The organism is Leptolyngbya sp. CALU 1928 (assembly GCF_056784215.1).
This window is the reverse complement of the sequence record NZ_JBXBCE010000005.1, coordinates 62,083-75,815: the sequence shown is the minus strand read 5'-3', so window position 1 is coordinate 75,815 and position 13,733 is coordinate 62,083. Positions and strand designations below refer to the sequence as shown.

The 13,733-nt window shown below is 50.8% G+C and carries 12 protein-coding genes; 9 read left to right on the top strand and 3 right to left on the bottom strand.

Annotation, left to right across the window (positions count from 1 at the left end; genetic code table 11):
• The first annotated feature begins 82 nt into the window (after nt 1-82).
• Nucleotides 83-2,071 carry a DICT sensory domain-containing protein gene (locus tag AC1S5B_RS20765; RefSeq protein ID WP_482037606.1) on the top strand — a complete coding sequence of 663 codons (1,989 nt, stop codon included), beginning with the start codon at nt 83-85 and terminating at the stop codon, nt 2,069-2,071.
• A 41-nt stretch (nt 2,072-2,112) separates the two neighbouring features.
• On the opposite strand, the gene ilvD is transcribed toward AC1S5B_RS20765, so the two are convergent.
• Complete coding sequence (gene ilvD, locus AC1S5B_RS20760; protein WP_482037605.1) at nt 2,113-3,801, bottom strand: dihydroxy-acid dehydratase; 1,689 nt, start codon at nt 3,799-3,801, stop codon at nt 2,113-2,115.
• A gap of 173 nt (nt 3,802-3,974) precedes the next feature.
• Between ilvD and AC1S5B_RS20755 the strand changes: the two genes are divergently transcribed.
• From AC1S5B_RS20755 to AC1S5B_RS20730, 6 genes are all read left to right on the top strand, one after another.
• Entirely contained in the window at nt 3,975-4,259 is a 285-nt protein-coding gene (locus tag AC1S5B_RS20755; protein ID WP_482037604.1) for a hypothetical protein, read from the top strand.
• A gap of 25 nt (nt 4,260-4,284) precedes the next feature.
• A complete protein-coding gene (locus tag AC1S5B_RS20750; RefSeq protein WP_482037603.1) occupies nt 4,285-4,410 on the top strand; it encodes a hypothetical protein in 126 nt (41 codons plus the stop codon).
• Nucleotides 4,411-4,480: 70 nt separating this feature from the next.
• A complete protein-coding gene (gene purB, locus AC1S5B_RS20745) occupies nt 4,481-5,776 on the top strand; it encodes an adenylosuccinate lyase (RefSeq protein ID WP_482037602.1) in 1,296 nt (431 codons plus the stop codon).
• 40 nt (nt 5,777-5,816) lie between these two features.
• Entirely contained in the window at nt 5,817-6,026 is a 210-nt protein-coding gene (locus AC1S5B_RS20740; protein ID WP_482037601.1) for a type II toxin-antitoxin system HicB family antitoxin, read from the top strand.
• A gap of 52 nt (nt 6,027-6,078) precedes the next feature.
• Complete coding sequence (locus AC1S5B_RS20735; RefSeq protein ID WP_482037600.1) at nt 6,079-8,616, top strand: CPBP family glutamic-type intramembrane protease; 2,538 nt, start codon at nt 6,079-6,081, stop codon at nt 8,614-8,616.
• Nucleotides 8,617-8,758: 142 nt separating this feature from the next.
• Nucleotides 8,759-9,151, top strand: coding sequence for a hypothetical protein (locus tag AC1S5B_RS20730; RefSeq protein ID WP_482037599.1), 393 nt, complete (start codon nt 8,759-8,761; stop codon nt 9,149-9,151).
• Here the strand turns inward: AC1S5B_RS20730 and AC1S5B_RS20725 are convergent.
• Nucleotides 9,132-9,911 (bottom strand): transposase, encoded by a 780-nt coding sequence (locus AC1S5B_RS20725; RefSeq protein WP_482037598.1) that lies wholly within the window; start codon nt 9,909-9,911, stop codon nt 9,132-9,134. The genes AC1S5B_RS20730 and AC1S5B_RS20725 overlap by 20 nt on opposite strands.
• On the bottom strand, nt 9,835-10,047 hold the full coding sequence (locus tag AC1S5B_RS20720; RefSeq protein WP_482037597.1) for a hypothetical protein: 213 nt from the start codon (nt 10,045-10,047) through the stop codon (nt 9,835-9,837). Before AC1S5B_RS20720 ends, AC1S5B_RS20725 begins: the two co-directional genes overlap by 77 nt.
• 280 nt (nt 10,048-10,327) lie before the next feature.
• Here AC1S5B_RS20720 and AC1S5B_RS20715 point away from each other — a divergent pair, with 280 nt between their 5' ends.
• Entirely contained in the window at nt 10,328-10,642 is a 315-nt protein-coding gene (locus AC1S5B_RS20715) for a TniQ family protein (RefSeq protein ID WP_482037596.1), read from the top strand.
• A gap of 468 nt (nt 10,643-11,110) precedes the next feature.
• Nucleotides 11,111-13,729, top strand: a complete 2,619-nt coding sequence (locus tag AC1S5B_RS20710) for a CHAT domain-containing protein (RefSeq protein ID WP_482037595.1) — start codon at nt 11,111-11,113, stop codon at nt 13,727-13,729.
• Nucleotides 13,730-13,733 lie beyond the last annotated feature (4 nt).

Sequence of the window (13,733 nt, the reverse complement as noted above, 5' to 3'; positions counted from 1 at the left end):
GAGCTTAGATTTCGCAGTTTGGGAACTGTCACCGCATCTGAACGGGATGGTTCCGCGTTTATCCAAGTAGAGTTCTATCTTGATGAGTCGCCCCGCTTCCATTCTGGAAGATCTGTTAGTCGCCCTGCCAGAGCTAAGACCCCAAATTTACTTCAAGTCCTCTCTCACGGCGCTGTCTCACGCGATGGAGGATCAGGTTTTGGCGGGCACAGATCAGCCTGTGGTGATTGCCAGTTTTCAGCGGGAGCGATTTTATCGGCAGGAAGCCCATCGTTATTTGCGAATTGCTGATCGCACAGAGCAGGTCTATGTATTGGCAGCACCGGAAACTGATTTTGTCAATCGGTTTGATCGCTATGAAACGATCGCCTTTGAGCCAGCCGATGCCCTTGCCCAAGAATGGCACTTAGTGGTAATCGGCTCTCGTTATGCCGCCTGTTTGATTTGTCGTGAACGGCAGGCTTATACCACGCCTGGAGACTCATCTTTACCGTTGCCGCCCGATCAATCTCGTCGATTTGAGGGCATTTGGACGTTTGAGCGATCGGTGGCGTGTAAGGCAGCAGAGTTGCTGTTGGCGAAAGTATTGCTCTATCGCCCAGAACTCGCAGACAAAGTGGCAGTCGCACAGACCGCGTTGTTGAATGACACCCAAGCCAACTTCAATAACGTTGATCCCGGTCCCTTTGCCGAGCGCTTGGTCACCTACATTCAAGCCGGACAATATAAGCTGCTGAAGGCGTATCGCTCCATCGCGGCTCAAGAACAACGAGAGCGATTGGTCAATTCGATCACTTCGGCAATTCGGCGATCGCTCGATCCCGATGAAATCTTTAAGGTCGCCGTGCAGGAATTGGGGCAAGTTCTACAAGCCTCCCGCTGTCTGATCTATCGATGCCGCGCTACGGATGCCACAGTCTCCCTTCAGCATGAGTCACTGAGCCATGGAGTGGAATCTCTGATTGGGCAACGCTGGAATCTGGCAGACAATCCCCTGTTTCAGTGTGTGGCGCAGCATCAAGACCCGATGTATGTGCCCAATACCCAGGCGGATATGTGGCTGCTGCGAGAACAAGAAATGGTAGCACCCCAAGAGCAAGTACAGCGCTGGGCGATCGCGGCGTGGCTGATGGTGCCCGTGGTGCATCAAAATCGCTTGCTGGGGATGGTGGAAGTGCATCATTGCCGCAATACCGCCCATGATTGGCATGAGAGCAATGTGGGGTTAATCGAGGCGATCGCCAACCAAATTGGGGTGGCGCTGATTCAGGCGGAAGCCTATGCCAATCTGGAAGATTTGAACCAACAGCTTGCCGCCCTCGATCGCACTCGGAGTAATTTAATCGCCATCACTGGACATGAATTGCGAACTCCACTTTCCACAATTCAAGTGTGCCTAGAAAGCCTTTCCACGGAACCCGATATGCCTGAGGAACTGCGCCAAGTCATGCTAAACACGGCGTTGACTGATGCAGAACGGATGCGAAAACTGATCCAAGACTTTTTGACGCTTTCTAAACTGGAAAGTGGGCGAATTCAATGGCATGTAGAGCCGTTGCCCCTTCAGGAATGTGTCGATCTTGCCCTCAGCAGTGTGCGATCTCGGCAGCTAGACGGGGGCTTACCCGAAATCACGACTCAAGTGTCGTCTGAACTGCCGTTAATCCAAGCCGACGGCGAATGGGTCGTAGAAGTGTTATCTAAACTATTGGACAACGCCTGCAAATTTACCGAACCCAGCGGCAAAGTGGTAATTCAAGCTCAAACCAACGGCGGCAAGATGCTGGAAGTCACGGTTTCTGATACGGGGCGCGGCATTGAACCTAATCGCCTGGAAACCGTATTCGATCGCTTTTACCAAGAAGAGGGTGCCCTGCGGCGATCAACCGGAGGCACCGGGTTAGGGCTTGCCATTTGCCGTCAAATTGTGACGGGCATGGGTGGAAGCATCTGGGCAGAATCGGCAGGGAAAGACCGAGGTAGTCAATTTCATCTAACCCTGCCGCTCTCTCCCCCCGAAAAAGAAGAGAAATCTGCGAAAACCCTCCGTGGATCAAAAGCCCGTCGCTAAAGCCTCGGCGTATTCACCCATACTCTCACACCATCAAGGCTTTATGGATTGACGTGCAAGTCGGTGACGGCACCCAAGCTACTAGAAGACACTAACGTGGCGTATTTTGCCAACACGCCAGCGGTATATCGGGGTTTGGGTTTCTGCCATGCGGCGCGGCGGAGTGCTAATTCTTCATCCGACACATTCACCTGCAACAGGCGAGCCGCCGCATCAATGGTGATGGAGTCGTTTTCTTGAACTAAGGCGATCGCGCCTCCCACATAGGCTTCAGGAGCCACATGCCCCACGACTACGCCATAGGTGCCGCCGGAAAAGCGCCCATCGGTAATCAAGCCCACAGAGTCCCCTAAACCCGCTCCAATAATTGCGGAAGTGGGAGCCAGCATTTCCCGCATTCCGGGTCCCCCTTTCGGACCTTCATAGCGAATCACGATCACATCCCCGGCGACAATTTTCCCTGCCAATATTGCATCCAAACAGGCTTCTTCCGAGTCAAACACTCGTGCAGGTCCAGTAATTTGGGCTTTCTTGATGCCCGTGATTTTGGCGACCGCGCCTTCAGTTGCCAAGTTGCCTTTGAGGATTGCCAAATGCCCAGTGGCATACATCGGGTTGCTCCACGGGCGGATCACGTCTTGGTCTGATCTAGGTTCATCAGATACTGATTTGAGCCGTTCTGCGATCGTTTCTCCCGTAATCGTCAGGCAATCGCCATGCAGCAAGCCGTGATTCAGCAGCATTTTCATCACTTGGGGAATGCCACCTGCCCGGTGTAAATCCGTGGCGACGTAGCGACCAGAGGGCTTCAGATCGCACAGCACGGGCACGCGAGCGCGGATGGTTTCAAAGTCATCCAGTATCAGATTGACTCCAGCAGAGTGAGCGATCGCCAAAAAGTGCAGCACTGCATTGGTTGAACCGCCGACTGCCATAATCACCGCGATCGCATTTTCGATCGATTGACGGGTGATAATATCGCGGGGACGCAGATTGTGACGAATCGCCTCCACCAACACTTTTCCTGCCAGTGCCGTGTTCTCTGCTTTTTCAGAGTCCTCTGCTGACATCGTGGAAGAATACATCAGGCTCATCCCCATGGCTTCAAAGGCTGAAGACATCGTATTTGCGGTATACATACCGCCACAGGAACCCGCACCAGGGCAAGCATTCCGCTCCACTGCCATCAGCCGCACTTCGTCAATTCTACCCGCGCTGTATTGCCCGACTGCTTCAAAGGAACTAACAACGGTCAGATCTTCTCCTGCCAAGTTTCCTGGCTTGATGGTGCCGCCATAAACAAACAGTGCCGGAATATTCATTCGCGCCATGGCAATCATGGCACCGGGCATATTTTTGTCGCAGCCCCCGATTGCCAACACGCCATCCATACTTTGGGCATTACAGGCAGTTTCAATCGAATCAGCAATCACATCCCGCGACACCAGGGAATATTTCATTCCTTCCGTGCCCATGGAAATCCCATCGCTGACGGTAATCGTGCCAAAAATCTGAGGCATTCCGCCAGCCAACCGAATGCCGGCTTCTGCTTGCGCTGCGAGGGGCGCAATCCCCATATTGCAAGGGGTGATAGTACTGTGGGCACTGGCAACCCCCACAATCGGCTTGGTAAAATCGCCATCGCCAAATCCCACGGCTCGCAGCATGGCGCGATTGGGCGATCGCTGCACGCCCTCAGTCACAACCTTACTTCTCCAATTTTCAGACATGTCGTTTTTCCACATTTAGATCGGCAGTTTAGCTTTCCTAATTTTCGCAGAACACTTGCTGCGTTATAGTATTTTCTGTTCGGAACCGATTTTTTTCTGAGCAGTCTAGATCAGTAGAGAAGATTGTTAAGAGTCATTCGGTTAAATCGGGTTCAGTGAATATAAAGGAAAGCATGTTAAGTCGTCAGCACAGTTCAGTCAAATCTTCAATTCGTAGCCGTAATCGGTTTCGCAAGCCTAACAGTAAAGAACTGGATCTGTTGCTGTTAGCAGGATGCTCTTGTTTAATGACGATTTTGTATCATCCAGTAGCGGAAGCGCTCCAAACGTCTCAAACCAGCGGATCGAATTCTGCAATCACCACCACAACCAGCAAAACTTCTGCCAGCACCATGAATAGCTTTCATTTAATCTCTCAGTCTTCTCGCACTAAAAACCAGGATGAGGAAGAAATTTAACGGTGTTCACACAACGCAATCGCAAGTGATTCAACCCTCAAAATCCGCAATTGGTCTTGGTGCGTTTCACAAAGCTCAATACACCCGACGCGATCGCATCGCCAAGGTCAAACATTTAGCGATCGCGATTGTCAGCGAGTTGAAAGCGTAGTTACTTATTTAGAGCGCACGGAATGCAGTCGTGCAGTAAAATATGACGGTTATATTGTGCGACACGAACCTTGATTGAGCGCTATACTCTGCCCGAAATGGGCAACTTGTGGACAGACGATTACAAGCTGAAAACCTGGCTGGATGTGGAGATCGCGGTGTGCGAAGCTCAGGCAGATTTGGGCTACATTCCAGCGGAGGCAGTGGCAGAAATTAAGGCGAAGGCGAAATTTGATCCGCAGCGCGTGCTGGAGATTGAAAAAGAAGTCAAGCACGATGTGATTGCCTTTTTGACGAATGTGAATGAGCATGTGGGCGACGTGGGTCGCTACATTCACCTGGGCATGACCAGTTCAGATATGTTGGATACGGCGTTGGCGCTGCAAATGGTGGCTAGCCTGGATGTGATTTTGACCCAGCTTGAGTCAGTGATTCAGGCGATTCGGTTTCAGGCGCAACAGCATCGCGACACGGTAATGATTGGGCGATCGCACGGGATTCACGCCGAACCGATTACCTTTGGCTTCAAACTGGCGGGTTGGCTGGCGGAAATGTTGCGCCATCGCGATCGCCTCTCCTATTTGCACAACGACATTGCCGTGGGCAAAATCTCCGGCGCGGTGGGCACCTATGCCAATGTTGATCCACAGATTGAAGCGCTCACCTGCCAGAAATTGGGCTTACAACCCGATTGTGCGTCTACTCAGGTCGTTTCGCGCGATCGCCATGCTAATTTCTTTAACCATTTGGCATTGCTAACGGCTTCGATTGAGCGCATCGCCGTTGAAATCCGCAACCTGCAACGCACCGATGTGTTGGAAGTGGAAGAGTTCTTTTCCAAGGGGCAAAAAGGCTCCTCTGCCATGCCCCACAAGCGCAACCCGATTCGCTCTGAGCGGCTGACGGGCATGGCACGACTGGTGCGCGGCTATGCGGTGGCCGCGCTTGAAAACGTGGCATTGTGGCATGAGCGCGATATTTCCCACAGTTCCGTCGAGCGTGTCGCCTTGCCCGATGCCTGCATTTTGACCCATTTTATGCTGGTGGAAACGACGGATTTGGTCAAAAATCTGCTGGTCTATCCCGATAACATGAGCCGGAACATGAACGTTTACGGCGGCGTGGTGTTCAGCCAGCGGGTAATGTTGACCCTGGTGGAAAAAGGCATGAAGCGAGAAGAAGCCTACGCGATCGCCCAATCCTGTGCCCACACTGCCTGGAATAAACCCGATGGCGACTTTCGCGCCCAAATCGAGCAAAACCCCCAGGTGACGGCACTGCTTACGCCTGAAGACATCGCCGCCTGCTTTGACCCGATGCACCACCTCCGCAACCTCGACCAAATCTATCAGCGCTTAGGGATATAGAGGCGCACCAAAAACAGGCTCAACTTGAGGAAGATGAGTGATGCGATATGCCGTTGTGATTGAAAAGGGCGAGTCTAGCTATGGGGCATATGTGCCTGACCTACCGGGATGTGTCGCCGTTGCCGAAACTCTATTAGAAGTGAAAACTTTAATTCAAGAGGCGATCTCATTTCATCTGGAAGGCTTGCGATTAGATGGCAGTGACATTTCGGAAAATATATGGATGGAATGCGATCGCGGGTTCAACTAGGATAGTGAAGCAAAAGGCTGTTCAAAGCCACCGTGAAGAGAGGTTGCAATAGATGGCTCGATCTCTGCGATCATCGCTTAGTTATGGCAAGCGGTTCACTCGATGGGTGTTGCTCCTAATGGGTGCGATCGCTGCCACGCTGCTATTTCACATCAGTTCCGGCATTAGCATTGAATCGAACTATGCCATCACTAGCCGAGCGCCATTTAATCAGCCAGCCTTCTATCCACTAAAACAAACGCTGCCCCCGGATTTATATCGCCCCGTTGCCCCGTGGACAGGGCGGCTGATTTTGCCCGATGCCCAGCAGCAAGGCACAACCGATTGGGTGTGGATGGAAGTCACCCATGCGCCGTCTGATGCAACAAATTTGATTGGTAAACAGATCCGACTGGAATGGAGCCAAAAACCATCGGTACAGCGCGATGTAGCAGCCGGAACGCGGGATGTGAAATTTTCGCCGCTGGTGGCAGAACTGCGCCGCACGAAAGCGGATCTTTATGCCGATCGCTTGAATGGGCGATCGCGGGTGGGTTCGTTGCAGGCGATCTCGGGAGCCAGACCCAAAGATGACGTAACTGTATCGCTGACCGCAGCAACCGTGATTCAGCAGCCAAATGGTCAACCCGCCTTACAAATTGAGCAGGAACCGCTGTTAGATACGGGCAGATATATTACTCTCGTGAAAATTTTAGGAACAGTCGCAAACTCCCCGCCCCAATTCATTCCCAAAGCGTGTCCGGGTGAGCTTCCTTGCACTAGTGAACTGTTTCGGGTGCAGCACTACAACCTAGCAACCAAAGATTTTGACGGCGTGCAATCAACGGTTCGCATTCCCCAACAGCCAATCGATGGCAATGGCGTGTATGCCTCCACGCCGCGAGAGTTGGAAAAATCCCCGGCAGGTGCGGCAGGCTGGTATCTATCCGGTGCCCAAGATGAAACGGGATTGTTTACTGTGCAGGCAATTAAACCGCGATCGCTGTTTCAACTCAACCCACAGCAAGTCTTGTTGAGTAAAGGCAAGGGTTTGGACTACATCAATCATCAAAATTGGCGCGATACAGAGCAACTAAAGGGCACGATTCAAACCGTTCTAATCGACCCCCAAGCGAAGACTGCGGAAGCCGCTATCGCTCAATGGCAAGAAGGCGATCGCGCCCTAGTCATGCACCTGTTTGGCGGTAGGGGCGGCAGAAGCGGCGAGGGATCGGTTGGGGGCACGGTCACCGGACATTTTGCCTATGGAATGGCAGAAGTGATTCGTGATCCATTTACGAACGAACTTCAGCTAGAGGTGGGATATCAGCAAGTCTACGCCAACAACATTGAAGGGGTGATTTCGGGAGAAAACTCTTGGACAAATTACATGGGCAACCTACAACGGGGTTGGCTGGGCACTCGTCCGGTTACCGATGTGATTGTCAAACTGGACGCGATCGCCCAGGATTATGACTTCGGCGGCATCACCATTTCGCCTTTTTCGGAACTGATGCGTCAACTTCGCATTATTAGCGATCGCTACCGCACCGGCGACGGCACCGGAATTGCCAGCGTCACCGCCGCAACCTCTTGTGTGCAGGATTCTAACCAGGCATTGTTTGCGACCATGCAATCCATTCGGAAACAGGTTGAATCCAGTCCAGAGATTCAACGCTGGTGGGCAGCCAATCCCCAAGATCCCACCATTAAACGATTTGAACAGTTGATTGCTTTAGGCAACGATCTGCAACGAGATCTCACCCCTTTTGGACTGGTGCGACAAGACTGGAAATCGAACGCTGCTGCTCTTTCTGGCACCCAAATCCAACCCCAGGAATTTGTCCGCGCGAGTGGTGGAATTGGGAATATCCTGACCGCTCTGACAAGCTGGAGAACGATTTTGCCCCGCCAAGCCCAGGATGAACTCAGCATTCAATTTCTGCGACATGGTGCAAAACTATGGTTTTTGCAAACCAATCAGGTCGGTGGCAACAATCCTGATATTCTGCCGATCGCCCCCACCCAAGTTTTTGGGCAGTGGACACTGCCCGGTACGAACATTGCGATCGCGACCATCCTGTTTAACCGGATCTTAGGTGCAATTAGCCTGCCGAACTGGGGGCACGGAAGCATTGCGCTGGGGATGTTGCTGCTCTATGGCGCGATCGCCCTACCTATTGGTTTCTCTCAAGGCTTTTTGCAATTCAAACCCTGGAACGCCGCCAAACAAGACTATCTGCTGTTGGCAATACGCTTATTTTTTATGCCTGCTCTGATCGAAGAGTTCATTTTTCGCGTCTTATTGCTGCCCTATCCTCGTGCTGGAATCACTGGGCAAATGTGGCTTCTGTGGGCAGTCTTCAGCCTGATTTTGTTCATCGCTTACCACCCACTCAACGCCAAAACCTTCTACAAACCTGGCAATCCCACGTTCTTCGATCCTGTGTTTTTGACCTTAACCGGATTGCTCGGCATCGCCTGCACCCTCACCTACTTTCTCACCAGTTCCCTATTGATCATTACTGTGATCCACTGGGTCGTCACCACCGCCTGGTTAACCTTGTTTGGCGGCATGGAAAAACTACATCCACAGTCTTACTTTAAGTAACCTGTACGACAGCAATGCTCTTTGCTATTACTGTCTGAAATCAAGCTAAGATGTCTCATATTTTTAATGAAGGCAAAGCTTTCAGAAGAAAGTTACACTATAAAACCAGTTCAGGTTAATACTTTCTCGCAAGTTCGCATTTATGAAAATTGACTTGGCAAAAGAACAGTTTGATAACTTATTCAAAGAATTGACTCAAGGTAACACTCCGCTTGAAACTGAGCAAGATACACGAATTCAGATTATTGACCGTATGCTGATTGAGGTTTTGGGCTGGGATAGACAAGGAATACGCACTGAGCCTCATATAGAATCTGGTTACGTTGACTACTTGCTATCCACTGGAGGTCGTAACAGACTTGTAGTGGAAGCTAAACGTACCTCTAAGTTATTAATTGATACTCGCCAACCACTTATGGCTTGGTATAAAGTTAGCGGTCCGGCACTTCGATCAGCAACTGAAGGATTGGAACAAGCAAAACGTTATTGTGCAGACACCTGCTTGACTGACAAAACTAAGAAGCTGGGAAGCTAGTAAGGACAGTGAATTCGCGATTAAACAACTGTTCATGCTGTCGCTTAGAAGCGATTGGAGGTTGCGGGTCAGAAGCACCCGATAGAAACCGAAAAAGATGAATTGTCCATTGCTTGGTGATGGCTAAACGAATCCAATTCCAGCCTAACTTGAGATAACTCATTCCACGATTCCAGTGAGTGTCCACTAAACGACGCTTGCCCGATGCCACCACCTGAGTCCCCTGTAAAACCAAAAACAGCATCGTCAAGGCAATCACACCACACAGTTGAGTCAGGGCAAACTTGTCTCGCAACCGGGAGGCTTCCAGGTGGAAGCCATTCGATTTTAGGTCCAAAAAAGATTCTTCCACTTGAAACCGCAATCGGTATTGGGCAAAAGTTTGCAGCGTGGTCGGTTCGTCACTGACAATCACCCAATCTTCATCACTCAACTTGTCATGAGCAAACGCCAAGTAAACGTTGGGGTAGGGGTTGGTTTTACCAATCGACACACGGGGGGTGAAGTAGGCTTGTCCTGTTTGCAGTTGCACCGATGAAACCTTGTGCCATTGACCCTGAAGTTGAAACTGGAACGAGCGTTTGATGCGGATGCGAAAATGCCAGTTCAAAGTCTCCCGTAAGTACTTCATCAACTTGCCATCGGCAAAACCTCGGTCTGCTAGCAACACAATGGCGACTCCATCAGGCATCAGTCGTGCCGCTTGCCGCAGCACCCGTTGAATAGTCCATAATCGTACCGTGCTGCTCGATTGTGCCACGACGCGCCAAGCAACCGGGATGGTTCTTCCCCGATACACCACCCCAACCCAGACGATACAGAAACAATTCCACACCACTGTTGTGTCCAGACTCAGATACAATCGCTCCGATTTCTACTCGAACTCTCAATGGCATAGGTATTAAAATCTGCTTCCGAGTTGTCTTAATGGCGCGTTGTGCTGAACATGATCGAGAAATCGCCCTCTATCTAACCAACACTTTCTAACCTCTGATCTAGAAACTCCGATCTTTGAACTCGAAACTTTACCTTTGGAACTCAACCCAGTGCTCGTGATTGGACTTCCATTAGAAAAACGCTGCCTCCAGATCGATGCCATCACAGTCGCGATCGCCGCCGCCTATATCATTGGCACACCTTAACCAACACAGGCCTTTTCTTCCATGTAGTGAGGATTTGGCACAGACTTTCTTTGCCATTTTTAGTTTCTTTCCCAAACCCTATCCTGACGAAATTCTTTACAGCATCTTGGCTCGCTATCACATTCGCAGTGGCAATACGGGTCTCAAGCTCACCATGCAGGAACTGTTCAATTCCAACAATGCGATCTCGACTGCTGATCTTCCCTGCAATCTAGAAGCATTAGCCAGGAATCTAGGTCTGATTTCGCGGATCACGGTGGAGGAGTTAATTCAGAACCATACTCTCTATCCCTTCTATACCGCCTTTCTACCGCAGAAGCGATCGCAGCAAGTCCTTCAGACGATATGATCAGAAGATGGAGGAAGCATTCATGGCATTGCTAGAACTATAGCGGATTTTACAGACGGCCCCAAACGAGTAAAGCACAAGCAATATGATTACGCTGAATTCGTGCTTTTCGATATTGACAAGTTTCTACTCCAGATAATGAAGCAAATTGGAGAGAAGCCGGATGTACGGAAACAGGCAAGTCCGATTTTGAATCCAAGCAGTTGGGGCGACTACCTGCTTAGGTTAACCATACCGGGATAGTTGATTTACTTCACTAAAACCACATCACCTTGACGCACATCAGATGAAGTTTCAACTTACCTGAAATTGATTTTGTTTTATTTTTATATAGATGTGTCTAAAACCATCATTTGGATGGTTACTGATGAAGCTTGCTTAAAGCACTGACCATAGTCTATTGTCAAATTCGCCCAATGAGATAGAAATTTGTAATGTAGCCTATTCCCTCCTGCCATCCTGCCTTCAATGACCAAACCCATGCGTCGTGGATTACTCTGGCTCACAGCTTTTCTGCTCTCGATCATTTTGAGCAATCACCTCGCCATTGGTCAAACATCCGAAGCCACTGCACAGCTACTTCGACAGAGCCGCCAGCGTTACGAAGCTGGGCAGTTGAACGAAGCTAGGGCACTGCTTCAGCAAGTGCAGCAGCAAGCTCAGGGTTCAGGGAATGGCTTGGCTTTGGCGATCTCCCTCAGCAATCTTGCCTTGATTGACAGTGAACAGGGAAACTGGACGGGAGCAAATCGGGCGATCGCCGCCAGTCTCCAAACTTTGCAAACGACCCCGAATACGTCTGAAAAGTCAACTGTTCTGACGCAAGTGCTGAATGTGCAAGGGCGACTGCAACTGGCTCAAGGCGATGCCCAAGCTGCCCTACAAACCTGGAAGCGCACCGCATTGATGCAGCGACAATTGGGCAACATCAACGGTGAGATTCAGAGTCAGGTGCGCCAATCCCAGGCACTTCAAGCAATGGGTTTGCACAGCCGCGCCTACCAGGAAATTTTGCTACCCCTACAAGACCGATTACAGCAACCGCCAGAGTCTAGCGTCAAAGCTGCTGGTCTCCGGAGCGTGGGCGAGGCAATCGGGATCGTAGGCAACCTGATCACGGCTCAAGAAGTGACTCAGAAGAGTTTGACAATGGCTCAACGCCTGAAAAATCCACTAGATATTGCCGCCAGCCAACTCACTCTCGCCAACCTGCTCTATGCCAAAATCCGTGAAACTCGCAGCATTGGCGGTTTGAGAACTCAGGAACAGCAACAACTTGAGAGCGACACCACTACGGCTCTGAATCTGTACGAACAGATTGCCTCTACCCCATCACCCAACCAACTGCGGGCACAGTTGAATCGGCTGGCGCTGTTGATTGAGATTAATTCATGGGAAACTGCCACCGAACTCGCTGCCACTTTGCAACCAGAAATTTTGGCACTGCCCCCCAATCGTCCTGGGATTGAAGCCCGATTAAACTTTGCCAATAGCTCTCTACGGTTGCAGAAGCTGAAGCCAACTGCTGATCTTGCAGGGACTATAACCCTGCTAACCACCACAGTTGAGCAGGCAAGAAACTTGAATGATGCTCGACTCATTGCCAATGCGCTGGGCAATTTGGGGCGATCGCAGGAACTGAGTCAGCAATTTGGGATAGCTCAAATTACCACCGAACAGGCAGTATTGATGGCAAAAGCTGCCAATGCCCCGGAGCAAACCTACCGCTGGCTGGCGCAACTAGGGCGACTACAAGAGCAACAGGGCAAACGCGCTGCCGCTATCCAGTCTTACACCCAAGCAGTTAACACCCTGCGGACGCTCCGTAGTGATTTGTTGGGCATCAACGCCGAGACGCAGCTTGTGGATCAGGAAACGCTGGAACCAGTGCACCGTCAGCTTATTAGCTTATTGCTTCCCAAAGATAATTCCCAACCTAATAAGGACACTTTGCGCCGTACCCGCGAAGTGATCGAGTCGCTGCAACTGGAGGAGATTAATAACTACCTCCGCGCCGCCTGTTTTCAATCTCAGGTAGAAATCGATAAAATTCTCGTGCCGCAAAAAACCGCGATCGTTTATCCGATCATACTGCCCGATCGGATTGCCATCATCGTTAGCGCTGCTGGACAGGAAACCCGCTTATATAATCAGCCCGTATCCCAACCGACTGTCGCGACTACCGTAAGAGCCTTACAAGACGGCTTGCGGAATCGCATTAGCTTAGAGTTTCGCCAACCGTCCAAACAGTTGTATGAATGGCTGATTACTCCGATCGAGGCTGAACTGCAACGGCAAAAAGTGGAAACTATCGTTTTTGTGCTGGATGGGGTAATTCGCAATATTCCGATGGCGGCTCTGTTTGATGGCAAACAGTTTCTAATTGAGAAATATAGCCTTGCCACCACTCCCGGACTCAAGCTCACCAGCCCACAGCCGCTTCAGGCAAAAGCTCTCTCTGGCATTGCCTTTGGGCTAACCGAATCGCGCACAGTAACTTTACCGGGTAGCGCTCCTAAGTTCTTTTCAGAATTGCCTTTTGTTCAGCCTGAATTAGAAGATTTACAACGGGAAATTCGCCCGTCCACAGTTCAACTCAACGCCCAGTTTACCCGCGACCAATTTCAGCAAACGCTGCAAAAATCTCAGGCACCGATTGTCCATCTGGCAACCCACGGACAGTTTAGCTCTGATCGCGACCAAACCTTTCTTCTGGCATCCGATGGCGTAATTGGAATTGACCAACTGGCGATCGCGCTCAGTAGCAGCGGTGCTACCCGCACAACCCCAATTGAACTTCTGGTACTCAGCGCTTGCGAAACTGCCAGTGGCGACGATCGCGCACCTCTAGGCTTAGCAGGGATTGCCCTGAAATCTGGCGCAAGAAGCACTGTTGCCAGCTTGTGGAAGGTGAATGATGCCGCCACTTCAATCTTGATGCAGCATTTTTATCAAGCCGTAGCAACCCGTCGGGTGTCCAAAGCAGTGGCGCTGCAACAGGCACAAAAGGCAATTCTCGCCGATCCGCAATTCCGCCGTCATCCCTACTATTGGGCACCGTTCATTCTTGTTGGCAATTGGTTATAACCGG